This is a genomic window from Nonomuraea glycinis (genome assembly GCF_014646515.1).
GTDB lineage: Bacteria > Actinomycetota > Actinomycetes > Streptosporangiales > Streptosporangiaceae > Nonomuraea > Nonomuraea glycinis.
On sequence record NZ_BMNK01000001.1, the window covers coordinates 1,008,896 to 1,033,797 of the forward strand.

Consider the following 24,902-nt stretch of genomic DNA (forward strand, 5'->3'; position numbering starts at 1 on the left):
CATGGTGACACCCGATGGCTTTCCGTCCCGTTGGTCACAGTGGCACCCGATGATCTTCTGTCAGGGGTCGTCAGCCGAGGGTGGTCAGGCGCTGGATGACCGTCGCCAGGGTCGGCGGCTCCACGGCGGTGGGCAGCTCCCGTGTCCACAGGCAGCCGAGGTAGGCCTCGCGTTCCTCCTCGGTGAGCGCGCCCGGGGTCACCTGGGGGCGGCTGGTGGCGAAGCGGGCCAGGAAGAACGACTCCGTCTTGACGTAGCGGACGCCGAGCCAGGTGAAGTCCCGCTCGACCTCGACCGCGAGGTCCTGGACGGCGGCGCCCGGCAGGCCGGTCTCCTCGGTCAGCTCCCGCCGGGCCGCCCGCAGCGGCGTCTCGCCGGGGTCGAGGCCGCCGCCGGGAGGCTCCCAGAGGTCCTGGCCGCTGACCCGGTCGTGCCAGTGCAGCAGCAGCACCCGCTCGTCGCGGTCCAGGCAGACGACCCGCGCGGCGGGCCGGTCGCTGGTGGTCATGGGCGGTCCTCCGGCTCGGTGAGGATCAGCGGGAGCAGGCCGGGAAAGCGGTCGTCGAACTCGGGCCTGCGCAGGCGGTTGAGCCGGCGCGGACCCTCGTCGCGCTGCTCCAGCAGACCCACCCCGCGCAGGACCGCGAAGTGGTGGCTGAGCGTGGACTTGGCCACCGGCAGGTGACTGAAGGTGCCGCAGGGGCGGCTCCAGTCGGGGACCCCGGCCAGCTCGCGGACGATGCGGCGGCGGATCGGGTCGCTGAGCGCGTCGAGGGCGGCCTGCAGCGACACCTCGACGGGGGAGGCGTGCACCAGGGAGCGAGATCGGCTCGATGGGGCTCTGGTGTAGTGTTCCATCTCGATCGAACAGTTTAACCAGAAGGAGTGGCCGTGGACGCCGGGCACGTCGGAGTGTGGCACCCCATGATCGCCAAGGCGCCGGCAGGGGAGGGCCGCCGGGCCGCGGTGGAGATCGAGGAGCTCGGCTACGGCTCCGCGTGGGTCAACGACGGCCGGGGGAGCAAGGACCCGTTCGCCTGCGCGGCCGTCCTGCTGGCCGCCACCGAGCGGCTCGCGATCGGCGCCGGGATCGCCAGCATCTGGTCGCGTGACGCGACGGCCATGGCCGCGGGCGAGGCGACGCTCGGCGACGCCTTTCCCGGCCGGTTCCTGATGGGCATCGGCGTCAGCCACCGCCCGCTGGTGAGCATGCGCGGCCACGACTACGCCAAGCCGCTGACCGCGATGAGCCGCTACCTCGACGGCATGGACGACGCCAGGAAGGTCCTGCCGACGCCGCAGGCGCAGGCGCCCCGGCTGCTGGCCGCGCTGCGTCCCCGGATGCTGGAGCTGTCCAGGGACCGGGCCGGCGGCGCGCACACCTACTTCGTGCCGCCCGAGCACACCGTGCTGGCCCGCGACATCCTGGGGCCGGACCGGCTGCTCGTGCCGGAGCAGGCCGTGGTCGTGGAGACCGATCCGGCGCGGGCCCGCGAGATCGCCCGCGCCCACACGTCCACCTATCTGCGGCTGCCCAACTACCTCAACAACCTGCGCACCCTGGGCTACTCCGACGAGGACTTCGCCGACGGCGGCAGCGACCGGCTGACCGACGCCATCGTGGCCTGGGGCAATCCCGAGACGGTCGCCAAGCGGATCGGCGCCCATCTCGACGCGGGGGCCGACCATGTGGCGATCCAGCCGCTGTCGCCCGAGCCGGACCTGGCCGACGCCCTGGTCCAGCTCCGTCTCCTCGCTCCCGCCCTGGGGCTCTAGCCCGCTCGCTTCAGCCCGCTCGCTCTGGCTCGCTCGCTCTAGCCCGCTCGCTCTGGCTCGCTCCGGCTCAGCGCTTCATGGCGCCGTCCGCGATGGCGTCCGCGGCCTCGCTGATGGCGATGCCCACGATCTCCAGGCGCCGCACCAGCTCGCGCTCCTTCATGGCGTTGGCGGTCAGCTCGCCGGAGAAGATGCGGGAGATCTCATACTGGTACATCCGGCGGATGGCGCCGCCCGTCTTCTTGGCCTCCAGCGCGTCGTGCACCACGGCCGACGGGCTGGAGACCAGGTCGCGGACGGCGTTCTCCAGCGCGTCGATGCCGACGATCACCTGGTCGAGCAGCGGGGTGAAGCGGATCTGGTCGGGCACCTGATACAGGTGCGACTCACGGACGAAGTCCCGCAGCGAGTCGAGCACGTCGTCGATCGAGCGCGACAACCTGAACAGGTCCTCCCGGTCGATCGGCGTGACCAGGGCCGAGCGGAGCTCCTCGACCAGGCGGCGGCGCTCCTCGTCGCCGAGGTGCTCGATCGTGCGCATCTGCTCGTGCGCGCCCGTCCTGCCGACCTCGCCGCCGATCATCGCCATGGCCAGCCAGGCGCCCTCCTTGGTCGCCGCGAGCTGCCCGAGCAGCGCGTCCGACAGCGCGCTGTCCATGCGGCCGATGAGCAGGTCGCGGATGCGGCGCAGCCGCTTCACCGGCCCACCTCCGATGCGCCTGCGTCGACACGGTCCATCACGCTCCCGCTCCCTTCACCAGAAAGGCCGCCACCGCGGCCAGCAGCAGACTGGCCGGCAGCGTCAGCAGCCAGGCAGTGACGATCTTCACGGCGGCGTACCAGCGGACCCGGCCGCCGCCCAGGTTGACGCCCGAGCCGATGAGCCCGCCGGCGATGGCCTGGGTCATGCTCACCGGCATGCCCAGCGCCGAGCAGCCGAGCACGGCGGTGCCCGCCGACAGCTCCGCCGACACGCCGTGCAGGGGCCGGAAGGCGATGATCTCCCGGCTCAGCGTACGTCCCGCCTTCGGCAGGCCGTACAGGGCGCCGACACCGAACAGGGCGGCCACCAGCGACGTGTACGCCAGCGGCGCTCCCGAGAAGCCCAGTGCGATCATGAAAACGGCGAGCATCTTCTGCCCGTCGTTGGCCGCGTAGGCGAGGGTCTGGAGCAGGAAGCCGGCCCAGTGCCAGTGCCACAGCCCGCGCGTGGTGGTGAATTTGATCAGCAGCCCGCTCACTACCCAGGCGAGTAACGCGCCCACGACAGGCGCCGCGACGCCGAAGGACAGCACGAGGGCCACGGACGAGCCGGAGACCGGCAGCCCCCAGCCGAGGCCCGCCCCGGTGAGGCCGCCGACGATGGCGAGGGTGAGGCTGGTCGGCCTGCCCTTCGCGCTGAGCACCAGGACCACGACCAGCGAGCAGATGACGGCGATGGTGGTGGCCGATCTACCGCCGTCGCCGTCGAAGGTGGCCAGCCGCGTGACGAAGGTGAGCGCGACCTGGTGGGTGGCCAGCGGGACCAGGGCCACGAACACCACCATGGTCGCGATGCCGGTGGCCGGGCGCACGGTGGGCAGCTTGAGCCCCGTCGCGAGGAGCGCCCCTCCGTCGTTCATCCCGGACACGATCGCGAACAGGCAGGCGACCCCGACCAGTAGTACGGCGTCCAAGGGCATGCGCTCCTTCCCCGAAAGCTGTCGCGTAATGCCTGGTACATACCCAAGGCCGGGTCTATGAGGCGGTCCGTGCCCGGTATTGTCGACGGTTGAGCCATCCTGCGCCCCGCCGCGAGAGTGAAGCATGAGCACCGAATACGTTCTCACCCTGTCCTGCCCCGACCGGCCCGGAGTGGTGGCCGCCGTCGCCGGCCTGCTGACCGCGCGCGGTTGCAACATCACCGAGAGCCAGCAGTTCGGCGACCGGGACGCGCAGCGGTTCTTCATGCGGGTGCAGTTCGCCGCGACGCAGCCGGAGGACGAGATCCGCGCGGCCTTCGCCGCCCTGGCGCCGGAGTTCGGCATGGTGTTCCAGGTCCGGGACCTGGCGCGCCGGCCGCGCGTGCTCATCATGGTCAGCAAATTCGGCCACTGCCTCAACGACCTGCTCTACCGGGTCCGGTCCGGAGCGCTCGACATCGAGGTCGTCGCGGTCGTCTCCAACCATCCCGACCTGCGCCCCCTGACCCAGTCCCACGGCATCGACTACCACCACCTGCCGGTCACGGCCGCCACTAAGGCCAGGCAGGAGGCCGAGGTGCTGGCGCTGGTGGAGCACTACCAGGTGGACCTGGTGGTGCTGGCCCGCTACATGCAGGTGCTGTCGGAGGAGCTGTGCCAGAAGCTGGCCGGCCGGGCGATCAACATTCACCACTCGTTCCTGCCGTCGTTCAAGGGCGCCAAGCCCTACCACCAGGCGCACGACCGCGGCGTCAAGCTGATCGGCGCGACGGCCCACTACGTCACCTCCGACCTGGACGAGGGCCCGATCATCGAGCAGGAGGTGGCCCGCGTCAACCACAGCCACTCGCCTGCGGACCTGGTCGCCATCGGCCGCGACGTCGAGTGCGTGGCGCTGGCCAGAGCGGTCAGATGGCACGCTGAGCAGCGCGTCCTGCTCGACGGTCACAAGACCGTCGTCTTCCCTCGCTGAACCTGGCGTTAGCCGGACGCCGGCCGGGGCACGCGCTGGGCATGCCAGAAGATGCGAACTCCACACCACCACCGCAGAGTCAGCCGTACCCAGGGGACACCGGCCGGATGGCGCCCGAGCCGCGGGACGAGATGCGCGGCTACGAGGGCAGAGGGTTGCTGGCCGGCAAGCGCGCGCTCGTCACCGGGGGCGACTCGGGCATCGGCCGGGCCGTCTCGGTCGCCTTCGCCAAGGAGGGGGCCGACGTCGCGATCGCGTACCTCGAGGAGCACGAGGACGCCAACCACACCAGGAAGCTGGTCGAGGCCCAGGGGCGGCGCTGCGTGCTGCTCCCCGGCGACCTGAGCGACCGCGACCACTGCGCGCAGGTCGTGGAGCGGACGGTGGCCGAGCTCGGCGGCCTGGAGATCGTCGTGAACAACGTCGCTTACCAGGCGCCGGTGGACTCGCTGGAGGAGCTGACCGACGAGCAGTGGGAGCACACGTTCGCGGTCAACATCCACAGCTACTACCGGGTGACCAAGGCGGCCCTGCCGCACCTGCGCGAAGGCGCCGCGATCATCAACACCTCGTCGATCAACGGGCTGCGCGGGAACAAGACCCTGATCGACTATGCGGCGACCAAGGGGGCGATCAACGCCTTCACCTACTCGATGGCGCAGAACCTCGTCGATCGGGGCATCCGGATCAACGCGGTCGCGCCCGGTCCGGTCTGGACGCCGCTGATCCCGGCCACCTTCCCGCCGGAGAAGGTGGAGAAGTTCGGTGAGCAGGTGCCGATGAAGCGGGCCGCCGACCCCGACGAGATCGCGCCGTCGTACGTCTTCTTCGCCGCCGACCGGTTGTCGTCGTACTACACCGGCGAGGTTCTCGCGCCGATCGGCGGGGAGACGCTGCCTGGCTGAGCACGGCGGATGAGAGCATTCTCATCCGAGCCTCAGCGCCCTCTCCTCCGCAACCGGCATGCTCGACGTCATGAGACGTCGAACACCCCTGGCCGCGCTTCTGATCGGAGTGGCCGCCGCCGGGTTCCTTGCGATCGGGCTCGTCCGGGCCGCGGGCAGCGGCCCGGATCTGGGCGGGCCCGTTGTCGTGTCGCAGACCTCGAAGGGCAGCGCGCAGCCTCAGGAGGGCCGTACCCGCGAACCGGCCGCCACCGCGCCGAGCTCCCCAGAGCGGACCGCCGAGCCGAGCTCCCCCAAGAGGACCGCCGCCGAGTCGACCGCCGATGAGCGGCCCGCCACCGAGCGGCCCGCTGTCGAACCGAGCAAGCGCGCGGCCAAGGTGGAGCCGGTCCGTCCGGCGTCGCCGAGGCCAGGCGGCGATGACGGCGACGACGGTGACGACGGCGGTCATGGCGATGACGGTGACGATGGCGATGACGACTGATCCGGCGCGCCGATGCGGATGACCGCTCGTGCCCGGATCGTGGGCTGGATGCTCGCGGTCGCCGGGCTGGCCCTGGCCGTCTCGGTCTTCGCCACCTGGACCATCCTGCTCACCCGGCTCGGCGACCGGATGCACGACGAGTTCGTCAACGAGGTGGAGAAACTGCGCCGCTACGCCGCGACCGCGTTCGACCCCTCGACGGGCCGGCGGGTCGACGACGTGGAAGAGTTGCTCACCGGCTACCTCGCCTACAACCCGCCCGACCGGTGGGAGACCTTCTTCAGCATCGTCGACGGCAAGGCGGACCGCCGCACGGCCGTCCCCGCGCCCGCCCGGCTCGACACCGACGACGCGCTGGTCGCCGGCATGTCCAAGGCGTCCAGACCACGCGTGGACATGTACGAGAGCACCGCCGGGACGGTCTGGTACACGGCCGTCCCGGTCAGTGTGGCGGGCGACTCCCGGTCCGGCCACTTCGTGGTGGCGATCTTCTACGACCGGCACCGGGACGACATCGTGGACGTGGTCCGGGTGGTCGGCCTGACCGCGCTGGCGGCGCTGGCCCTGGCGGGAGGGGCCGGCTGGTTCGTCGCCGGGCGGGTGCTCGCCCCGATCAGGCTGGTGCGCCAGACCGCCGCCCAGATCAGCGACTCCGCCGACCTGACCAGACGGCTCGACGTGCCGGGCGAGGACGACGTGGCCGCGCTCGCCGCGACCTTCGACCACATGCTCGACCGGCTGGAGCAGGCCTTCGCCGTGCAGCGGCACTTCGTCGACGACGCCGGCCACGAGCTGCGCACCCCCATCACCGTCATCCGCGGCCACCTGGAGCTGATGGGCGACGACCCCGCCGACCGGGCCGAGACCCTCGCCCTGGTCACCGACGAGCTCGACCGGATGAACCGGATGGTCGACGACCTGCTCACCCTGGCCAAGGCGGAGCAGCCCGGCTTCCTCGACATCGAGGAGGTCGAGCTGGCCGACCTCACCGTCAGCGTGGTGGCCAAGGCGCGGGCGCTCGGCGAGCGGCGCTGGCGGGTGGACGAGGTGGCCGAGGCCCGCCTGCCCGCCGACCGGCAGCGGCTCACCCAGGCGCTGATGCAGCTCGCGGCCAACGCCGTGCGGCACACCGAGGAGGGCGACCTGATCGCCGTCGGCTCCGCCGTACGGGATCGGTCGGTCGAGCTGTGGGTGCGGGACAGCGGCCCCGGGGTGGCGCCCGCGGACCGTGAGCGGATCTTCCGGCGCTTCATGCGCGGCGCCGGCCGCACCGGCGCGCACGACGGCGCCGGGCTGGGGCTGGCCATCGTCACGACCATCGCCGAAGCGCACGGCGGGACCGTCACCGTGGTGGACGCGCCCGGGGGCGGCGCCTGTTTCGTCATGACCGTTCCACTCAGGGAGGTGCGGTGAACCGCATTCTGATCGCCGAGGACGAGGGGAGGATCGCGTCCTTCCTGGAGAAGGGGCTGCGCGGCAACGGGTTCGTCACCGCCGTCGTCGAGGACGGCGTCGCGGCCTACGACGTGGCCGCCAGTGGCGCGTTCGACCTGCTCATCCTGGACATCGGGCTGCCGCTGAGCGACGGGTTCACCGTGTTGCGGCGGCTGCGCGAGGCCAAGGTGGGCATCCCCGTCATCATTCTGACCGCCCGCGACAGCGTCACCGACACCGTCGCCGGGCTCGAAGGCGGCGCCGACGACTACATCGCCAAGCCGTTCGCCTTCGAGGAGCTCCTGGCCAGGGTACGGCTGCGGCTGCGGGCCGACCGGCAGCCCGAGGTGACCGTGCTGCGGGTCGCGGACCTGGCCCTCGACCTGCGCACCCGGCGGGTGTACATCGGGGAGCGGTCGGTGGACCTGTCCACCCGCGAGTTCGCGCTGGCGGAGGTCTTCTGCCGGCACCCCGACCAGGTGCTGACCCGCGAGCAGTTGCTCAGCCACGTGTGGGGGTTCGACTTCGACCCCGGCTCCAACGTGGTGGACGTGTACGTGCGCTACCTGCGGCGCAAGATCGGCGCCGACCGGATCGAGACCGTGCGGGGGACGGGATACCGCCTGCGCGCCGGGTGACATCTTGATGAGAACGCCCTCATCATCGGCTCACCGGCGCTTCACCGCTGGTCGGCAGGCTGTTCGGCAACGGTACCGATCCATGGAGGCGCACCTTGCGAGCGACCACGATTCTCGGGTTCGCGATGGACCTGGCGGCGATCATCACGCTCGCCTACGGCCTGTACTACCGCCGTCACCATCGCCGGGACCTGTTGTTCGCCTACCTGGCGCTGAACGCGGGCATCTTCGCGGTGGTGTCCCTGCTGCTCGTCCAGCGGGTGGACCTGGCGGTCGGGTTCGGCCTGTTCGGCGTGCTGGCGATCATCCGGCTCAGGTCCGACGAGATCACCCAGCAGGAGATCGCCTACTACTTCGTCGCGATCGCGCTCGGCCTGGTCAACGCCATCGCGGCAGCCTGGCCGCTGACCGCGCTCTTCCTCGACGTGGTGCTGCTGGCGGTGATGTACGCGGCCGACCATCCCCGGCTGCTCGGCCGTACCCACCACCAGGTGGTGACCCTCGACGTGGTCCACGCCGACCAGGCCCTGCTCCGGGCCGACCTGGAGAGCCGGCTGGGCGGGCGGGTGCTGCAGTGCTCCGTCACCCAGGCCGACTACGTGAGGGACATCTCCGTGGTCGACGTCCGCTTCGAGCTGCCGCAGCACGCGCCTGTGCGGGCTTGGCGATGACGGCCCGCACGGAGGGGCCGGCCGCCGGCGTCCTGCTCGCGGGGGTGGCCTCGGTGCTGCCGCCGATCACCCTGGAGGAGGTGACGGCCGCCTGCGGGCTGATGACCCGGGTGGACCGCAAGTATCTGGTGAGCGCGTCCACGATGGCCAGGCTCGCGGCCGAGCTCGGCGACGGGTTCGCCGTGCTGCGGATCGGCGGGCGGCGGCAGTTCCGCTACACCTCCACCTACTTCGACACCCCCGACCTGCTCACCTTCCGCCAGCACCGCCAGGACCGGCGGCGCAGATTCAAGATCCGTACGCGCACGTACCTGGACGGGGGCGGCCGCTGGCTGGAGGTCAAGCTCGCCGGCGCGGGCGGCAGCACCGACAAACACCGCATCCCGTACGACGCATCCCCGGCCGACGCGCTCACCCGAGAGGCGCTGGACTACGTCGCCGACACCCTGGCGGGCAACCTGCGGCTGGCCCGCCCGCCGTCGCTCGGCCCGGTGCTGTCCACCGACTACAGCCGCGTCACCCTGGTGGACAGGTCCGGCTCGGCCCGGCTCACCTGCGACACCGGCCTGGTCTGCGGCGACGGGCGGCGCACGCTGGCGGCCCGCCGTGACCGCGTCCTGCTGGAGTCCAAGTCCGCCGACGGGAGCGCCACGGCGGACCGGATCCTGCGCCGGCTGGGCGTGCGGCCCGTCAGCGTCAGTAAGTACTGCCTCGGGGTGGCGGCGCTGCACGGCGTGACCGCCAACCGCTGGCAGCCGGTGCTGCGCCACTATTTCCCGGCACGGCACCGATCGTGAGGCTCAGGGCCGGTAGGTGCCGAAATACCAGGTGTTGCCTTCGGGGTCCGCGCAGGCGTACTCCCGCGAGCCGTAGGACTGGTCGACCAGCGGCATGGTGATCCGGGCACCGGCCGCTCTGGCACGGTCATGGTGGGCGTCCGCGTCATCGACGGCGACGTAGACGCCCGGACCGCCGGGGGCGCCGGGCCCGATCATGATGATGTCGTCGTCGACGAGCAGCTCGGCGTGCTTGATCCGGCCCTCCTCGTCCTTGGACGTCTCGTGCACCCGGAACCCGAAGGCGCTGGTCAGGAAGTCGAGGGCGGCCTGGCAGTCCTGATAGCGCGCCAGTGCGCAAACGGTTCGTCTCATGCCGTCAGTGTGCGCCGGGCGCGGGCCGGGGTCTTGGATATATCTGACCGGGAGTCGTGTCGCCCAGCGCTCTGAACTCGCGGTTCATGTGCGCCTGGTCGTAGAAGCCGCACTCGGCGGCCACCTGCGCGATCGTCGCCCCGGCGCGCAGCCGGTGCGCCGCCCGCCCGAACCGGATCACCCTGGCCGCCGCCTTGGGCGTGAGCCCCACCTGGTCGTGGAAGCGGGACACCAGGTGGCGATGGCTCCAGCCGAGGGAGTCCGCCAGCGACGACACCCCCAGGTCGCCGCCGGCGCGCAGCAGCCGCGCCCACGCCCACCGCACCCGAGGGTCCGGCTCCGGACCGGCCAGGATGCGCTCGGTCAGCAGCCGGTCGGTCAGGGCCAGCCGGTCGGGCCACGAAGGCGTCTCGGCCAGCCGGGCCACCACCGTGCGCGCCCACGGGCCCAGCAGGTCGTCCACCGGCAGCGTCAGGTTCGCCAGGTGCCGCATCGGCACGCCGTACAGCCGCCTGGCCCCGAACGGGGTGAGGTAGACCTCCACCCCCTCGGTCGGCTCGGCCGTGCGGGTCACCGTGAAGCGGTCGGCGAGGCCGCCCGCGAACGAGGTCAGCCGCTCGCCCGCCACCTCCATGGCCGCGCCGAAGCCCAGGATGAGCACCGTGGCGGGCATCGCCGCCTGCGCGCGGGTCACCGGCGCGGCGTAACGCTCGCGGTAGGCCGTCAGCCGTGTCACGTAGGGCCGCAGCACGGGGCTGGGGTCGGCCTCGACGATCGCCAGCCCCAGCTCGCTCATGCTCTGACGATACGCCGCCTAGAGGCCCAAGTGCTTGGCCAGGAAGGTCAGCGTGTCCGCCGACAGATCGACCGTACGGCTGATCGAACGGGCGCCGTGGCCGACCTCCGTCTCGTTGCGCAGCAGGATCGGCCGGTCGCCCGACGAGGCGTGCTGCAGCGCCGCGCACATCTTCCACGCGTGCAGCGGGTGCACCCGCGTGTCGGACCCGAAGACGGTGAACAGCGTCGCGGGATAGCTGACCGACTCCCGGACCTGGTGGTAGGGCGAGTAGGCGTGCAGCCAGCCGAACTGCTCGGGGTCCTCGGCGGTGCCGTACTCGACGTTCCAGGTGGCGCCGAGCCCGAACTTCTCATAGCGCACCATGTCGAGCAGCGGCGCCGAGCAGACCACCGCGGAGTAGAGCTCCGGGCGCTGGGTCAGCGCCGCCCCCACCAGCAGGCCGCCGTTGGAGCCGCCGGAGATGCCGAGCTGCGCGGTCGTGGTCACCCCCGTCTCGACGAGGTGGACGGCCGCGGCGTGGAAGTCGTCGAAGACGTTCTGCTTGTTGGCGAGCATGCCGGCGCGGTGCCAGTCCTCGCCCTCCTCGCCGCCGCCGCGCAGGTTGGCGATCGCGTAGACGCCGCCCGCCTCCACCCAGGCCAGGATCGACGCCGAGTAGCCGGGCGTCATCGACAGGCCGAAGCCGCCGTAGCCGTACAGGATCGTCGGGCGCGGGCCTTCGCCGTCGACCGGCGAGATGATCAGCATGCGGACGTCGGTGCCGTCCTTCGACCGGTAGACGACCTGCTCGGTGCGCACCGGCGGCACCTCCACCGCGCCGGGCGAGGCCGCCCAGAGCGTGGTCTCGCCGGTCCGGGCGTCGTAGTGCTGGATGGACGGCGGGTTGGTGTTGTCGGTGTAGCCGAACCAGGCCTCGTGGCCGCCCTCGGGCCGCTCGGAGATGCCGCCGATGGTGCCCAGGCCGGGCGTCGGCACCTCGCCCAGGCGCTCGCCCGTCGCCAGGTCGTGCACGGTGATCTCGCTGATCGCGTGGCGGGTCCAGCCCACCAGCATGACCGGGCGCTCCAGGCCGTCGAGGATGGCGAAGTCGGACAGCACCGCCTCCTCGTCCTGTGGGATCAGGTCACGCCAGGAGTCGTGGCCGGGCTCGGCCGGGTCGGTGACGCAGACCCGGGCGCGCGGCGCGTCCCGGTCGGTGTGCACGTAGAGCCTGCCGTCGCGGCCGAACACCAGGCCGGTCTGGGCGTCCACGCCCTCTTGCACGACGCTCAGCTCCGGCCGCTCGGGCGTGGAGACCTCCAGGTCGGCGACCCACAGGTCGTTGCGCGGAGCGGTGCCCTCGCTGGCGGAGATCTGCAGCCAGCGGCCGTCACGCGAGACCGAGACGCCGTAGTAGTTGGTCATCTTCATGCCGTCGCCGAAGATCAGCACGTCGTCCTCGGTGGAGGTGCCGACGCGGTGCAGATAGACGCGGCGGTGGAACTGCCGCTCGTTCTCCGGCACCTCGGTGCTCGGCAGCCGCCGCACATAGTAGAAGGCCTCGCCGCCCGGCAGCCAGGCGATGGGGGAGTAGCGGCAGCGGTCGATCGGGCCCTCGACACGGGCTCCCGTCGCCACGTCGATGACGTAGAGGACCGACTCCTCGTCGCCGCCCACCGAGATCTGGTACGCCAGCAGGCGCCCCTCCTTGTCGGGCTGGACCGCGTCGAGCGTGGTCAGCCCGGTGGGGTCGAGCGCCATCGGGTCGACCAGCACCCGCTCGGTGCCGTCCGCGTCCACCGCGTAGTAGACGGCGTGCTCCTGCTCCGGCGTGCGCCGGCTGAAGAAGTGCCGGCCGCCGCGCCAGGCCGGAGTGCCCACCGAGCCGGACATCAGCAGCTCCGCGATCCGCGACTTGAAGCGCTGCGGCTCGCTCTCCCGCTTGAACAACTCCGCCTGCCCGAGCAGCCACTTCTCCGTCTCCGCGCCGGCCGGATCCTCCAGCCAGCGGTAGGGGTCGGGAACGGGCGTGCCGTGCAGGATCTCGACGGTCTCCTCGCGCGGTGCGGCAGGGTAGGGCTCTCGCGTCATGCTTCGAACCCTACGGCAAGCGCGATGCCGGGAGGATGGCGTAAAGGCCTGGTGATGCGGGAATAAAACGTACCGTGCGTCCCTCTGGTCATTCCGGCTGGAGGTTAAGGGGTGGCGGGGACCACGCGGGAAACGCCAGACTTGCAGACAGGACGGTGCCGTGGTGACCATCCGCTGGGCCGTCCGGCGGAGGTCCACGTGACGCAAGCGTTGATGCCCCAGGAGGGGCGAATAGCCGGGACATGCCGCGGCATGTCCCCCTTCATACGCCCGCAGCGGGAAGAGGCCCGATGATGCGCCAAGTCCTGCTGCTGAATGCCACCTACGAGCCACTCACCACGCTCTCGCTGCACCGCGCCATCGTGCTGGTGCTGCGGGAGAAGGCCGACGTCGTGCACCGCGACGGCCGGGGCGCCGTGCTGCGCTCCGCCTCCTGCACGCTCGACGTCCCGTCGGTGATCCGGCTCCGCCGATACGTCCGCATCCCCTACCGATCGCGCATTCCCCTGACCAGGGCCGCTCTCATGCGGCGCGACGACTACCGCTGCGCCTACTGCGGCCAGCGGGCCGAGACCATCGACCATGTCATTCCTCGCTCCAGGGGTGGCACCCACACGTGGGAGAACTGCGTCGCCTCGTGCACGCCGTGCAACCACCGCAAGGCCGACAAATACCTTGAGGAGCTGGGGTGGTCGCTCCGCGTCGCCCCGGCGGTGCCACGGGGCGCTCACTGGCGGCTCATCGGCGCGTCTCTCGTCGGTGACCCGCAATGGGCGCCCTACCTCGAACCGGCGGCCTGAAAGCGATCCGCGAACCGGCGGCCCGAAAGTGATCCGCGGCCCGGTCCCCTGCCCGGGGGCCGGGCCCTTCTCGCTCTCCCTCCGGCTCGGTCCCCTGTCCGGGGCCGGGCTTTTCTCACTTTCCCTCCGGCGCGGTCGCCTGGCAGGATCTGCCGCATGTGGACCTTCACCACGGACGCCGAGGAGTTCGCCAGGGCCGCCGAGCCCTTCCTGCTGACCGATCCGGTGAGCAACACGGTGCCGCTCACCGTCCTGGCCGGGCTGCGCGCCGGCCTCCCCGCCCAGGACGCCTACTTCGGCTGGTGGACCGACGGCGGCCAGGTGCGCGGCGCCGCGTTCCGCACCCCTCCCCGTCCCGTGGGGCTCGCCCGCATGCCGGTCCGCGCCGTCGCCGAGCTCGTACGGGCGCTGAAGGGCGACATTCCCGAGGTCGTGGGCCCGCGCGAGCTGACCGACGAGGTGGCGCGGGCGCTCGGCCGCTCCGGTCACGTGCTCCCCGAGCGCCTCTACCGGCTCGGCACGCTCACCGTCCCCGACGTGCCCGGCCGCGGCCGGCCCGCCGTCGAGGCCGACCTGCCCCTGCTGGTGAGCTGGATGTACGCCTTCTTCGCCGAGGTCAAGCTGGGCGCGGGCGAGGACGTGCCCGAGCGGACCAGGCAGCGGCTGTCCCTGGGCGAGCTGTTCGTGTGGGAGTCCGGCGGTGTGCCCGTGTCGTTCGCCGCCCTGTCGCCGGCTGCGGGCGGAGTCTGCCGGATCGGCCCGGTCTACACACCGCCGGAGCAGCGCAGGAGAGGCCATGGCGCCGCTGTGACCGCCTACACCAGCCAGGTGGGGCTGGCCGAGCGCTGCGACGAGGTCGTGCTCTTCACCGATCTGGGCAACCCGACGAGCAACGCCGTCTACCGGTCGATCGGCTACGAGCCGGTGTCCGACTACGCCCAGGTGACCTTCTACCGGTGACGGCCGTACTCTTGGCGTATGCCGCGATACGACTACCGCTGCCGCGCCTGCGGCTCCACGTTCGAGCTGTCCCGTCCCATGTCGGCGTCGAGCGACCCGGCCCCCTGCCCTGAGGGCCACGACGACACGGTCAAGCTGCTGTCCACCGTCGCCATGACCGGCTCCGCCGCCGCCCCCCGCACGAGCGGCGGCGGTGGGGGCGGCTGCTGTGGCGGCGGCTGCTGCGGCTGAGCACCCTGCGGAGCGGCCCGTACGGCCGGCGGGGCGATTCGCTCCGCGTTGGTCCGCGTGTATGCCCGGTGGGGTGGCTCGCTCCGCCGTTAGTCTGCGTGTCCGGCAGGCGGGGCGATTCGCTCCGCCGTTGGTCTGCGTGTCCGGCCGCGGGGCGATTCGCTCTGCCGTTGGTCCACGCGTACGCCCGATGAGGCGGCTCGATTCGCCGTCAGGTGTTCTGGCGGGTGAAAGCCTGTACGGCCAGCCGGGCCACTTCCTCCACCGTGGCGATGCCGGTGCTCATGTCCGGGCTGCGCTCTGACAGCACCGCCATCAGCAGCTCGTGCCCGCCGACGGTGAGCCGGCCCAGGCTGTTGACGGTCCACCGGCCGTCGTGCGCCTCGGCGGGCAGCCAGCCGTTCTTCACCGCCACTCGCTCGCCCACCGAGCCCACGCCCCACGCCTGTGCGGGGGCGACCGTGGTCATCAGGCCGAGCGCGTAGCGGCGGTTGGCCGCCGACACCGGCCCGTCCGGGGCGGTGAGCCGCTCCAGCACCATGACCTGGTCCGACGGGTGGCTGGGCGTCGCCCCCCAATACAGGCCAGGTCCCGGCCGGGTGTGCCGCACGCCGAGCCGCCCCAGCACCTCGGAGAGCCCGCGCCGGCCGCCGATCGTCAGGTAGAGCTCGTGCGCGCAGTCGTTGTCGCTGTAACGGATCATCCGTGCGGCCAGCGTGCGCTCGTAGCCGTCCAGCCGGCGTCCCTCCTGCTGGGTGCGCAGCAGCAGCGCCAGCAGGATGTCCACCTTCGCCACGCTGGCCAGCATGAACGGCTCCCGCTCGGTGGGGAAGGCGTACCCGGTGGCGGTGGTCCTGTCGTAGACGGCCACCGCCGCGCGGCCCGGCCGGGTGGCCAGATAGCGCTCCAGCGCCCGATCCAGCCGGCGCCGCCGCTCAACGGGCAGCACCCGCTTCTCCGGCCTCGTGGCCGCCTCGGCGCCCGGCGGCCCCAGCTTCGTGGAAGCCCCGGGCCAAGGTCCGGGCAGTTCCCGCGCGACCAGGTCACTCACGGATGGTGGCCCGGCCGGGGGAAGCGCCGCAACCGCACAGCCCGACGAGGCGACCAGCAGGACGCCGATGAGCCAGATACGCCGAACACGCATGCCCGCGAGCCTGGCAGCCGCCATCCCAAAGCCCGGGGGCACGAAGAGTCAAGCACCGGCCACTTTTCCGCGCCGGTTCTACCTGGCTTGCGCGAGTCCCCCGAGCCTCTACCGCTCGTTGCGTGTCGGCCGGGCCCACACTTGCGCGGTCAGCCTCTGCCCGCGCGGTTCGACCGCGCCGACGGGGGCCGTGTCCCCTCCCGGGCAGGGAGGGGACACGTGTGCCGAACGGTCAGGCGACGGCCCTGGTGCGCTTGCGGCGCTGGAAGGGGAGGAAGCGGTCGGCCAGGTGCGGCCGGGACGGGGTCAGAGTGGGCTCGACCGCCAGGATCCGGTCGAACCGGAAGGCCCTGATCGCGCGGCGCGTCCGGCACACGCCGACCAGATACCAGTATTCGCGGTGGACCAGGCAGGTGACCGGCTCCACCTGCCGGCTGCTGACGTTTCCGGCGGCGTCACGGTAGTGGAGGCGGATCATCATGCGGCTGGTGATGGCGTCGGCGATGAGCCGCGCCCGGGAGGCCACGTCGACCGGCAGCGGCTCGGTGAGCGTGGTCAGCGTGGCGGCGATGACGTCGTCGTCGAGGTCCAGATGGTCGAAGACGTGCTGCAGGCCGCGCCTGGCGGTGACGGCCTGGGGGCCCGACCCCAGATGAGCGAGGGACAGGGCGAGGGCGGCGATCTCGGCGGTCGTCAGCGGGCGGGTCTGGGGCTTCACGACTGTAGCCATACCCCAAGAATACGTAAGGCCACCGACATTTTTCGAATACCTGTACGGCAGGCGACACGGTCATCGCCTGCCGGACAGGTTCGTACAGCCGGTCAGTGAGACAGCTGCGACAGGTCGCGCGACGCGCCCGTGGAGGCCGACGTCGTCATGGCCGCGTAAGCCTGCAGCGCGGCGCTCACTTGCCGGTCACGGTCGCGCGGCCGGTAGCGGCCCAGGTCGGCCAGCAGGCGCTCGCGTCGCGCGGCCAGCTCGGCCTCAGGGACGCGCAGCTCCAGCTTGCGGCCGGGGATGTCGATCTCGATGAGGTCGCCATCCTCGACCAGCGCGATCGTCCCGCCCTCGGCGGCCTCGGGGGAGGCGTGCCCGATCGACAGGCCGGACGTGCCGCCCGAGAAGCGGCCGTCGGTGACCAGCGCGCACGCCTTGCCGAGACCCCTGCCCTTGAGGAACGAGGTCGGGTAGAGCATCTCCTGCATGCCGGGTCCGCCCTTGGGGCCCTCGTAGCGGATGACCACCACGTCGCCCTCCTTGACCTTGTCCCCGAGGATGCCCTCGACCGCCTGGTCCTGCGACTCGAACACCACCGCGGGCCCGGTGAACTTCCAGATCGACTCGTCGACCCCGGCGGTCTTCACCACAGCGCCGTCGCGCGCGATGTTGCCGTAGAGGACGGCCAGGCCGCCGTCGACGGTGTAGGCGTGCTCCAGGTCGCGCACGCACCCGTCGGCCCGGTCGAGGTCGAGGTCGTCCCAGCGGTTGTCCTGGGAGTAGGGCTTGACCGTGCGGACGTTGCCCGGCGCCGCGTGCCACAGCTCGACCGCCTCCGGCAGCACCGTGGGCGACTGCGGGTCCCAGGCGGCGATCATGTCACCGAGACTGCCGCCGTTGACGGTCGGCACGTCGCTGTGCAGCAGCCCGGCGCGGTCGAGCTCGCCCAGGATGGCGGGGATGCCGCCGGCCCGGTGGACGTCCTCGACGTGGTACTTGCTGCTGGCCGGGGCCACCTTGCACAGGCACGGCACCCGCATCGAGATCTCGTTGATCTCCTTCAGCCCGAAGTCGACCTCCGCCTCGCGGGCCGCGGCCAGGATGTGCAGGATCGTGTTGGTGGAGCCGCCCATCGCCACGTCGAGCGTCATGGCGTTCTCGAACGCCTCGCTGGTGGCGATCGAGCGCGGCAGCACCGACTCGTCGTCCTCTTCGTAGTAGCGGCGGGTGATCTCCACGAGCTGACGGCCGGCGTCCTCGAACAGCTTCTTACGCGACTTGTGCGTGGCCAGGATCGTGCCGTTGCCCGGCAGCGCCAGGCCGATCGCCTCGGCCAGGCAGTTCATGGAGTTGGCGGTGAACATGCCCGAGCACGAGCCGCAGGTGGGGCAGGCGTTCTCCTCCATCTCCAGCAGGTCGGCGTCGGACACGGACTCGTCGGCCGCGGCGATCATCGGGTCGATCAGGTCGAGCTTGCGGCCCGGGGTCTTGCCGGCCTCCATCGGGCCGCCGGAGACGAAGACCGTGGGGATGTTGAGCCGGAAGGCGGCCAGCAGCATGCCCGGCGTGATCTTGTCGCAGTTGGAGACGCAGATCATCGCGTCGGCGCAGTGCGCGTTGACCATGTACTCGACCGCGTCGGCGATCAGCTCGCGCGACGGCAGGGAGTAGAGCATGCCGCCGTGGCCCATGGCGATGCCGTCGTCCACGGCGATCGTGTTGAACTCGCGGGGGATCGCCCCCGCCTCGCGGATCGCCCCCGCCACCACGTCGCCCACCTCGCGCAGATGCACGTGACCGGGGACGAACTGGGTGAAGCTGTTGGCCACCGCGATAATGGGCTTGCCGAAGTCGCCGCCCGCTACGCCGGTCGCCCGGAGCAGGGCCCGGGCGCCGACCATGTTCCTGCCGTGGGTGACCGTACGTGACCTGAGGGCGGGCATGATTTCTCCCATCGCTAGCGTCTACACATGGTACGGCCCCTCGCCCGGTAGCTGAGACGCGTGTCCACAGCCCGGACAACAAGGCCGGGGTCCGTGCCGGAACGGCACGGACCCGACGCGAGCGGCCCTCGCCTCAGCCTTCGCCGTAGCGGGCGGGCAGGACCTGGGCGGCGATCTCGTAGATACGGTCGATCTCGGCGTCGGTCAGCGCGCGCTCCCGCTTGGTGATCCACCTGCGGGCCCGGGCGCCCTCGTAGACGTCCACGCCGCGGATCGTCATGATCTTCCAGGGCACCGGCGGGCCGTAGATGGCCAGCGAGGGCACGACCGAGATCTCCCGCCCGAAGGACTTGGTGATCAGCTCGCTGGCCTGCGACGCCTCCCACTTGGCCTCGGTGATGCGGGGCTTCATGTCGAACGGCCCGTGGAAGAGTTTCTTGCCCATCTGCACCCGGACCGGCAGCCGCTTGTCCCACTTCTCGGAGTCGACGGCGTAGACGCCCGTCGGCCCCACGACGAGGTGGTCGATCTGGGCCTCGCTGCCGGGAATCGCCCTGGCGTGCAGCGTGCGGTAGCCGTTGCGCTCCAGCCTGCGCAGCTGCGCCTCGGTCCGGCGCTCGGCGACGGAGGCACGCCGCCAGGCCGGCACCGTGGAGTTGGAGCGGGCCCGGTAGACCGTGTCCAGGATCGCGGCCACGATCGCCGCGGTCACACCCAGTCGCCAGTCCGAGACCAGGAAACCCACGACCACGCCGACGGCCAGCGCCACCAGCGCCCGGCTGCCCAGGCGACGGAAGCGCGGCTGTTGCATCAGGTCACGCAGGGAGGCGCGCTCCATCGGCGCGTACGTCGTGATGGGCGCCGATGGCTTGGCGGCGGAGGCGGCGGCTTGCTCGCCTTCGGGTCGGTCGCTCACCCAGATGGGCGAGGTGTTGTGACCGTCTTCGCGCTGAGGGTCGGAGTCCACGCAACTCACCGTAGTCCGCTGGTTCGATCGATTCCTAGTGCTGCCTTGTCCATAGTTTTATGGCCCAGCTCACTGTGTTCCACGCCCGATTTCCGGGTACTTATTACTTTCTTCTCTAGAGATGTCCAGGGTGCGGAAGCGTGCCAGCACGACCTTTCGGCTCTCGAACAAGCGCGCTCCAGCAGGCCCGCCGTCTGGAACGGGAACCGCCGGACGGACCGCTCGCCGGAGTGCCGATCCCCGTCAAGGATCTTAACCTGGTCAGGGACGTGCCGATCATGTTCGGGTCGGCGACGTACCGCGACTTCGTCTCGCTGGTCTCGGTGTCGGCGCAGGTCGAGGCCGCCAGGGGCGGATTCTGGGGCGAACGCAGGCCGTCGCTCTGGTGACCTGCCCCGGCTTTGCCCACCTTGGGGGGATGATCTCCCGGCGGGTGCTGGCCCGGCGGACCGGCCCGGGAATACGGTCGGGGTGTGGACAGCGCGCTGGAGATCCTGCTCTTTCTCGTCGGGGTGTCGCTGGGGCTGTTCGTGCTGATCAGCCTGCTGGTCCTGGTGCCGGGCCGCCGTTCGGCGCGCAGGGCGGCGGCCGGCCCGGTGTGGTTCGGCGGTCCCGCGGGCAGCGAACACGGCGCGAGCACCTCCGGCCCGGTGCTGACCGACCCGCCGCCACGCTGGGCGGCCGTGACGGGGGCGGACTGGGTGACCGCCGCGGAGACGGCCGAGCCCGGCAGGCGGATCGGCGGCGCGTCGGTCGGATGGCGAGCGGAGACGCGCGCACTCACCCCGCAGCAGGCCGACGACGTCAGGCACGCGCTGACGGTCGCCGAGCGGCGCAGCGGACTGCGCTTCGGCCTCTTCCTCGGTGAGCCGGTCGGCGGCAGACGGCACTTCGCGGAGAAGCTGCACGCCGCGCTCGGCGCCGAGGCCGCCGGCGCCGTCGTGCTGCTCGTGGACGTCAAGGGTTGCGCCCTGGAGATCGTCACGGGCGAGAACGCCGGGCGCAGGATCCCCGACGCCGTGTGCGGGCTGACCGCGATGTCGATGGCCACCTCCTTCGGCGTCGGTGACCTGGCCGGCGGGCTGCTCAACGGCATCGGCGCCCTGGCGGAGCAGGCCACCGCCCGGCGCTAGCGCTCTACCGCTCGATCAGCGAGACGACGTGCCGGCTGACGCCCTCCAGCAGCGTCGAGGGGGCGAGGGGGACGGCGGCCACGGCCCCGAACAGCGACGGCAGGCCGGGCAGCGGGAAGCCGTCGTCCTGCGTCGCGGCCGCGCCCACCGGGTTCTTGTCCAGCGCCGTCCTGCTGCGCTCCCAGGCTTCGAGCACCTCCTCGGGCGAGGGCACGCCGAAGCCGTGGCCGACGGGAGCCGCGTGGCGGAGCCGTACCAGCGGGGTGTCGGCGAAGGCCAGCGCGGTGCGGGCGCGCGCCTGAAGGTCGGCGCGCGGCCCCGGCTCGATCCAGTCCATGGCCGTGCAGGGGTTGCGGCAGGTGGCCACGCAGACCGCCAGGGCGCCGGCGACCTGGCTGTGCTGGCGGTCGAAGTAGGCGCGCCAGCCCTGCGGCGGCTCACCCGCCACCCGCAGGGTCCGGTTGGCCGCCGACTGCTCCGACTTGGTGTGGTCGCACTCGCGGTCGCCGATCACCCCGAACCGGCTCTCGGGCGCGTTCAGCCCCGCCGGCCAGCGTGCGGGGTCGCCCGCGTGGCCGAGCCGCGGCTCGAAGGCGAGCAGCGGCAGATACTCGCCGGCGATGTGCACCGCGGCGATCATCGGGCTCAGCTCGCGGCGGTGCCAGCGGATGGCGATGACCTCCAGCAGCAGCCCGAAGGCGGGACGCAGCGACTCAAGGGCGCCACGCGGCTGCTCACGCGGCGTCTGCGGCATGTGACAGGCCCTCGCCTGCCGCTTCAGGTCGGCGGGCACGGCCTTGGTGTCCACCGCGAAGTCCTCGGCGTCGAGCGAGAGCAGCCGCTGGCCGAACTCGCAGGCCTCGGCGATCTGCGGACTCGGGGTCAGCGCGCCGAGATCGGCGAACGCGTAGCGCCGGGCCAGGGCGACGAACAGATCTCGGGTCGTTTCCACCAGATCACCCTCTCACGGCCGAATGGCCAGCTTTCCGAACACCAGGGCGGGGCCCAGTGCGTCAGGGCCGCGTGTCCCACGGGTCAGGGTGCTGCGCTCCAAGACCGCGTAGGGTGGGCCGGGTGTCCGTTACGCGCCGTGGTGTCCTGCTCGGCGTGGCGGCCTATGTGCTGTGGGGTCTGTCCGCCCTCTACTGGCCGCTGGTGGAGCCCACCGGCCCGGTGGAGATCCTGGCCCTGCGCGTGCTCTGGTCCCCGGTGGCGATCGGACTGCTGGTGCTCGCGCTCGGCCGCCGGCGGCAGGTGGCCGCGATCCTGCGCCGGCCGCGTGACCTGGCCCTGCTCACCCTGGCCAGCGTGCTGACCTCGATCAACTGGGCGCTCTTCATCTGGGCGACGATGAGCGGGCACGTGGTCGACGCCTCGCTGGGATACTTCATCACGCCGCTGGTCAGCATCGCCTTCGGCGTCGGGATCTTCAGGGAGCGGCTGCGCGGCCCGCAGTGGGCCGCGATCGGGCTGGCCGCCGTCGCGGTGCTCGTCCTCACCCTCGCGTACGGCGGACCGCCGTGGATCGCGCTGGCCCTGGCCGTGACGTTCGGCGGCTACGGGCTGATCAAGAAACGGGTGGACGTCGGCGCCGTCGAGGGGCTGATGGTGGAGACGGCGGTGCTGTTCCCGTTCGCCCTGGTCTACACGGTGGTGTTGCAGGCGGGCGGCCAGGCGACGTTCGGGCACGTGTCGGTGGTCAACACGCTGCTCGGCGTCGGCTCCGGGTTCGTGATGATGGTGCCGATGCTGCTGTTCAGCGCCGCCGCGACGAAGATCCCGCTCAGCGTGACCGGCATGCTGCAGTACATCGAGCCGATCGTGCAGTTCCTCATCGGGCTGCTCGTCGTCCGTGAGTCCATGCCCCTGACCCGGTGGCTGGCGTTCGGGCTGCTGTGGGTGGCGCTCGTGGTGCTGACGGCCGACGGCTTCAGGGCACGAGGTCGGGCGCCCGCGGCTCGTCGAGGTCCACCGCGCTCCGCTCGATCATCTCGAACTGCCTCATCAGGCGTTCGAGATCCGGAGGAGACACGGTGAAGGTGTCGTGGACGGCCTCGCCCGCCGCCGTGTAGTTGAGCTCGTGCCCGCAACTGCCGTCCCACACCCCGGTGATCACCCGCATGGCGGCGGGCAGCCGCAGGGCCTGCACGCGGCGGACGCGTACCCCCGCGTCGAGTTGCTCGCGGGCCAGCGCGTCGAGATCGTCGGTCCACTCGTGGTAGATGAACACGCGGCGGATCACCACGCCCCGCGCCAGCGCCTCCACCTGGGCCTGCCAGTACTGCCTGCCGACGGGCTCACGCCACCACGTCAGGTCGACGGCGGGCACGCTGGTGACGCACATCTGCTCCCGCGCCCGCTCGATCAGCCCCAGGAACACCTCGTTGTCGCCGTACGGCGAGCGGAAGTGGCCGCGTTCGAGGTCGGTCAGCGTGCGCAGGCACTCCTCGAAGGCGCGCCGGCAGGCGTCCTGGGCCGGCGTCCCGTCGTAGTCGCGCTCGACGTGCTTGGCGGCGCGCAGCATGGGCTCCATCAGGTCCGGCAGCCACGGGATCTTCTCGATGGTGGAGACCATGTGGCCGACCCTGGTCTCGTGGTCGATCCTGCGGCGCTCCTTCAGCAGCGTCTGGACCTGGAGCGTGATGACGCCGCCGATGAGCCCGGCCACAGTGCCGAGCGCCTGGGCGGTGTCCTCGCGTACGTAGAAGATCACGGCCAGCAGGACCGACAGGCCGGTGCCGATGATCAGCACGGGATCGACGATGATGGAGGGCTTCTTGGTGGGCCTGTTCAACGTGGCTCCCACGCGCGGTCGGGGGGTGACGGAACGCAAGAATAGTCGATCTTGCGCCGCGTTACCCGCCGGTCACGGGCAAGGCGTCCTGATGCACTGGATTTCGCCGGGGGGCTCGGTGGCCGTGGGCTCCACGGTCGGCGCCGGCGGCTCAGACGTGCTGGGCTCCTCCGACGGCTCCGGCTCTGGCTCCGAGGGGGGCTCCACCGTGGGCGTGACGGTGGGCGTCACGGTCGGGGTGACGGTGGCCGTCGCGCTGGGGGCGGGCACCGTGGGCGTGCTCGTGCCCGTGCTCGGCTGCGGGGCCGGGGTCTTCTTCGTCGGCGGGACGGGCCTGCCGCTGTCGCTGGGCGCGGGGCCGCTGGTGGTGGTGCGCGGCTCCTGCTGGGTCACCGGCGGGACGACGCCGCTCTGGCCGCTGGTCTCGGCTGGGCGCATCCAGACGATCCCGGCGACCCCCGCGGTGACCGCGACGGCGGCGGTGATGGCCAATACCGCCGACAGCGCGCGGCGGCGCGGGGTGGTGGTGCCGCCGGCGGTGCCGGCGATGGTGTCAGCGGTGGCGCCGGTGCCGCCGCCGGTGGTGACAGCGGCGGCGGAGGCGGTCGCGGGGACGGTGGCGGCCGGCGCGGGGGCGGTGATGGCGTCGGGGGAGTCCAGGGCTCGCCGCGCCGCCTGCGCCATCAGGGCGGCCGACGCCCAGCGCCGCTCCGGCGCCTTCTCCATCGCCCGGGTCACCACCTGGCGCGGCCCTGGCGCCACCTCGGCGGGCAGCTCGGGGACGGGGGCGTGCAGGTGCTTGAAGATGATTTGTACGGGAGTATCACCCTCGAACGGCAGCCGGCCGGTCAGGCACTCGTAGGCGACCACGCCGAGCGCGTAGACGTCGACGGCGGGCGTCACGTCGCTGGAGGTGGCCATCTCGGGCGCGCAGTAGCCGGCCGAGCAGAGCATCGCCCCGGTGGCGGTGAGCTGGCCCGCGGAGGCGGAGTGCGCGATGCCGAAGTCGGTGAGCGCCACCTCGCCGCCGGCCCGGACCATGAGGTTGGCCGGCTTGACGTCGCGGTGCACGATGCCCTGCGCGTGGGCGGCGGCGAGCGCGCCGGCCACCTCGACGACCAGCCGCATGGTGTCGGCCTGGGAGAGCGGGCCACGACGCAGCACGCGGTCGAGCGACTCGCCCTCGACGAACTCCATCACCAGGAAGCTCACCTGGCGCTCGGCGACCTCGCAGGTGCCGTAGTCGTAGACGTCGACCACGCCGGGATGGTTGAGCGTGGCCATGGCCCTGGCCTCGTTCTGGAAGCGCCGCAGGAACGTGGGGTCCTCCGACAGGGCCGGCTGGAGCACCTTGACGGCCACCGTGCGCCGCAGGACGGTGTCGTCGGCCCGCCAGACCTCGCCCATGCCGCCGCCACCGACCCGGCGGGTCAGGAGGTAGCGGCCGTTGAGCGTGATCCCGGATTCGAGCACGTCATCGAGGCTAACACCGTGACAGGTGTGCCCGGGGCCGGAATCCGCCGCCGGTGAACGAACCGGCGGCGGTGTCCCGGACCGCCGGAACAGGCGGTGTCCTGGACCGCCCAGCAGGCGGTGTCCCGGCCCGCCGAAACGGGCGGGGCGAGGATC

At 71.8% G+C, this 24,902-nt stretch carries 28 protein-coding genes; 14 read left to right on the forward strand and 14 right to left on the reverse strand.

The window, feature by feature from the left end; genetic code table 11:
• Positions 1–70: 70 nt before the first annotated feature.
• Complete coding sequence (locus tag IEY87_RS04665) at positions 71–508, reverse strand: NUDIX domain-containing protein (protein WP_189137180.1); 438 nt, start codon at positions 506–508, stop codon at positions 71–73.
• Positions 505–813, reverse strand: a complete 309-nt coding sequence (locus IEY87_RS04670; RefSeq protein ID WP_225278029.1) for an ArsR/SmtB family transcription factor — start codon at positions 811–813, stop codon at positions 505–507. Before IEY87_RS04670 ends, IEY87_RS04665 begins: the two co-directional genes overlap by 4 nt.
• A 78-nt stretch (positions 814–891) precedes the next feature.
• Between IEY87_RS04670 and IEY87_RS04675 the strand changes: the two genes are divergently transcribed.
• Positions 892–1,776: an LLM class F420-dependent oxidoreductase gene (locus IEY87_RS04675; protein ID WP_189137182.1), complete on the forward strand. Its 885-nt coding sequence runs from the start codon at positions 892–894 to the stop codon at positions 1,774–1,776.
• A 67-nt stretch (positions 1,777–1,843) separates the two neighbouring features.
• Here the strand turns inward: IEY87_RS04675 and IEY87_RS04680 are convergent, their stop codons facing one another.
• Together IEY87_RS04680 and IEY87_RS04685 are read right to left on the reverse strand one after the other, a co-directional pair.
• Positions 1,844–2,476 (reverse strand): DUF47 domain-containing protein, encoded by a 633-nt coding sequence (locus IEY87_RS04680; RefSeq protein WP_189137183.1) that lies wholly within the window; start codon positions 2,474–2,476, stop codon positions 1,844–1,846.
• Between the two features lie 37 nt (positions 2,477–2,513).
• Positions 2,514–3,458 carry an inorganic phosphate transporter gene (locus tag IEY87_RS04685; RefSeq protein WP_373294324.1) on the reverse strand — a complete coding sequence of 315 codons (945 nt, stop codon included), beginning with the start codon at positions 3,456–3,458 and terminating at the stop codon, positions 2,514–2,516.
• Between the two features lie 124 nt (positions 3,459–3,582).
• Between IEY87_RS04685 and purU the strand changes: the two genes are divergently transcribed.
• The 7 genes from purU to IEY87_RS04720 all read left to right on the forward strand — a co-directional run bounded on the left by purU (position 3,583) and on the right by IEY87_RS04720 (position 9,360).
• Positions 3,583–4,431 (forward strand): formyltetrahydrofolate deformylase, encoded by an 849-nt coding sequence (gene purU / locus IEY87_RS04690; protein ID WP_189137185.1) that lies wholly within the window; start codon positions 3,583–3,585, stop codon positions 4,429–4,431.
• A 41-nt stretch (positions 4,432–4,472) separates the two neighbouring features.
• Entirely contained in the window at positions 4,473–5,336 is an 864-nt protein-coding gene (locus tag IEY87_RS04695) for an SDR family oxidoreductase (RefSeq protein WP_189137186.1), read from the forward strand.
• A gap of 70 nt (positions 5,337–5,406) precedes the next feature.
• A complete protein-coding gene (locus IEY87_RS04700; RefSeq protein WP_189137187.1) occupies positions 5,407–5,820 on the forward strand; it encodes a hypothetical protein in 414 nt (137 codons plus the stop codon).
• Positions 5,821–5,838: 18 nt separating this feature from the next.
• Entirely contained in the window at positions 5,839–7,233 is a 1,395-nt protein-coding gene (locus IEY87_RS04705) for a sensor histidine kinase (RefSeq protein ID WP_189137188.1), read from the forward strand.
• Complete coding sequence (locus IEY87_RS04710; protein ID WP_189137189.1) at positions 7,230–7,892, forward strand: response regulator transcription factor; 663 nt, start codon at positions 7,230–7,232, stop codon at positions 7,890–7,892. The genes IEY87_RS04705 and IEY87_RS04710 overlap by 4 nt, the downstream gene beginning before the upstream one ends.
• A gap of 125 nt (positions 7,893–8,017) precedes the next feature.
• Entirely contained in the window at positions 8,018–8,563 is a 546-nt protein-coding gene (locus tag IEY87_RS04715; protein ID WP_189137327.1) for a DUF4956 domain-containing protein, read from the forward strand.
• Positions 8,560–9,360, forward strand: coding sequence for a polyphosphate polymerase domain-containing protein (locus IEY87_RS04720; RefSeq protein ID WP_189137190.1), 801 nt, complete (start codon positions 8,560–8,562; stop codon positions 9,358–9,360). The genes IEY87_RS04715 and IEY87_RS04720 overlap by 4 nt, the downstream gene beginning before the upstream one ends.
• A 3-nt stretch (positions 9,361–9,363) precedes the next feature.
• Here IEY87_RS04720 and IEY87_RS04725 read toward each other — a convergent pair whose 3' ends face one another.
• Genes IEY87_RS04725 through IEY87_RS04735 form a run of 3 tightly spaced genes read right to left on the reverse strand, consistent with a single transcriptional unit; the run spans position 9,364 to position 12,583 of the window.
• Positions 9,364–9,714, reverse strand: coding sequence for a VOC family protein (locus tag IEY87_RS04725; protein WP_189137191.1), 351 nt, complete (start codon positions 9,712–9,714; stop codon positions 9,364–9,366).
• A 4-nt stretch (positions 9,715–9,718) separates the two neighbouring features.
• A complete protein-coding gene (locus tag IEY87_RS04730; RefSeq protein WP_189137192.1) occupies positions 9,719–10,510 on the reverse strand; it encodes a helix-turn-helix domain-containing protein in 792 nt (263 codons plus the stop codon).
• Between the two features lie 18 nt (positions 10,511–10,528).
• Positions 10,529–12,583, reverse strand: a complete 2,055-nt coding sequence (locus IEY87_RS04735) for a prolyl oligopeptidase family serine peptidase (protein WP_189137193.1) — start codon at positions 12,581–12,583, stop codon at positions 10,529–10,531.
• A gap of 293 nt (positions 12,584–12,876) precedes the next feature.
• Here IEY87_RS04735 and IEY87_RS04740 point away from each other — a divergent pair, with 293 nt between their 5' ends.
• The 3 genes from IEY87_RS04740 to IEY87_RS04750 all read left to right on the forward strand — a co-directional run bounded on the left by IEY87_RS04740 (position 12,877) and on the right by IEY87_RS04750 (position 14,574).
• Positions 12,877–13,383: an HNH endonuclease gene (locus IEY87_RS04740; RefSeq protein ID WP_189137328.1), complete on the forward strand. Its 507-nt coding sequence runs from the start codon at positions 12,877–12,879 to the stop codon at positions 13,381–13,383.
• Positions 13,384–13,539: 156 nt separating this feature from the next.
• Positions 13,540–14,343, forward strand: coding sequence for a GNAT family N-acetyltransferase (locus tag IEY87_RS04745; protein WP_189137194.1), 804 nt, complete (start codon positions 13,540–13,542; stop codon positions 14,341–14,343).
• A gap of 18 nt (positions 14,344–14,361) precedes the next feature.
• Positions 14,362–14,574: an FmdB family zinc ribbon protein gene (locus tag IEY87_RS04750; RefSeq protein ID WP_189137195.1), complete on the forward strand. Its 213-nt coding sequence runs from the start codon at positions 14,362–14,364 to the stop codon at positions 14,572–14,574.
• Positions 14,575–14,785: 211 nt separating this feature from the next.
• Here IEY87_RS04750 and IEY87_RS04755 read toward each other — a convergent pair whose 3' ends face one another.
• The 4 genes from IEY87_RS04755 to IEY87_RS04770 form a co-directional block, all read right to left on the reverse strand.
• Positions 14,786–15,718, reverse strand: coding sequence for a serine hydrolase (locus IEY87_RS04755; RefSeq protein WP_189137196.1), 933 nt, complete (start codon positions 15,716–15,718; stop codon positions 14,786–14,788).
• A gap of 232 nt (positions 15,719–15,950) precedes the next feature.
• Complete coding sequence (locus IEY87_RS04760) at positions 15,951–16,448, reverse strand: helix-turn-helix transcriptional regulator (protein WP_189137197.1); 498 nt, start codon at positions 16,446–16,448, stop codon at positions 15,951–15,953.
• 92 nt (positions 16,449–16,540) lie between these two features.
• Positions 16,541–18,379, reverse strand: a complete 1,839-nt coding sequence (gene ilvD, locus IEY87_RS04765; RefSeq protein WP_189137198.1) for a dihydroxy-acid dehydratase — start codon at positions 18,377–18,379, stop codon at positions 16,541–16,543.
• Positions 18,380–18,512: 133 nt separating this feature from the next.
• The gene (locus IEY87_RS04770) at positions 18,513–19,346 is read right to left on the reverse strand and encodes a nuclease-related domain-containing protein (RefSeq protein ID WP_189137199.1); all 834 of its coding nucleotides are present in this window, start codon (positions 19,344–19,346) and stop codon (positions 18,513–18,515) included.
• Positions 19,347–19,486: 140 nt separating this feature from the next.
• Here IEY87_RS04770 and IEY87_RS04775 point away from each other — a divergent pair, with 140 nt between their 5' ends.
• Positions 19,487–19,735 carry an amidase family protein gene (locus tag IEY87_RS04775; RefSeq protein ID WP_189137200.1) on the forward strand — a complete coding sequence of 83 codons (249 nt, stop codon included), beginning with the start codon at positions 19,487–19,489 and terminating at the stop codon, positions 19,733–19,735.
• A gap of 84 nt (positions 19,736–19,819) precedes the next feature.
• Complete coding sequence (locus tag IEY87_RS04780) at positions 19,820–20,479, forward strand: DUF5130 family protein (RefSeq protein ID WP_189137201.1); 660 nt, start codon at positions 19,820–19,822, stop codon at positions 20,477–20,479.
• Between the two features lie 4 nt (positions 20,480–20,483).
• On the opposite strand, the gene IEY87_RS04785 is transcribed toward IEY87_RS04780, so the two are convergent.
• Positions 20,484–21,431, reverse strand: a complete 948-nt coding sequence (locus IEY87_RS04785; RefSeq protein ID WP_189137202.1) for a hypothetical protein — start codon at positions 21,429–21,431, stop codon at positions 20,484–20,486.
• Between the two features lie 122 nt (positions 21,432–21,553).
• Here IEY87_RS04785 and rarD point away from each other — a divergent pair, with 122 nt between their 5' ends.
• A complete protein-coding gene (gene rarD / locus IEY87_RS04790; RefSeq protein WP_189137203.1) occupies positions 21,554–22,516 on the forward strand; it encodes an EamA family transporter RarD in 963 nt (320 codons plus the stop codon).
• On the opposite strand, the gene IEY87_RS04795 is transcribed toward rarD, so the two are convergent.
• A complete protein-coding gene (locus tag IEY87_RS04795) occupies positions 22,410–23,273 on the reverse strand; it encodes a hypothetical protein (RefSeq protein WP_189137204.1) in 864 nt (287 codons plus the stop codon). The two genes, rarD and IEY87_RS04795, sit on opposite strands and share 107 nt — an antisense overlap.
• Positions 23,274–23,345: 72 nt before the next feature.
• Positions 23,346–24,746, reverse strand: coding sequence for a serine/threonine-protein kinase (locus IEY87_RS04800; RefSeq protein WP_189137205.1), 1,401 nt, complete (start codon positions 24,744–24,746; stop codon positions 23,346–23,348).
• Positions 24,747–24,902: the final 156 nt, after the last annotated feature.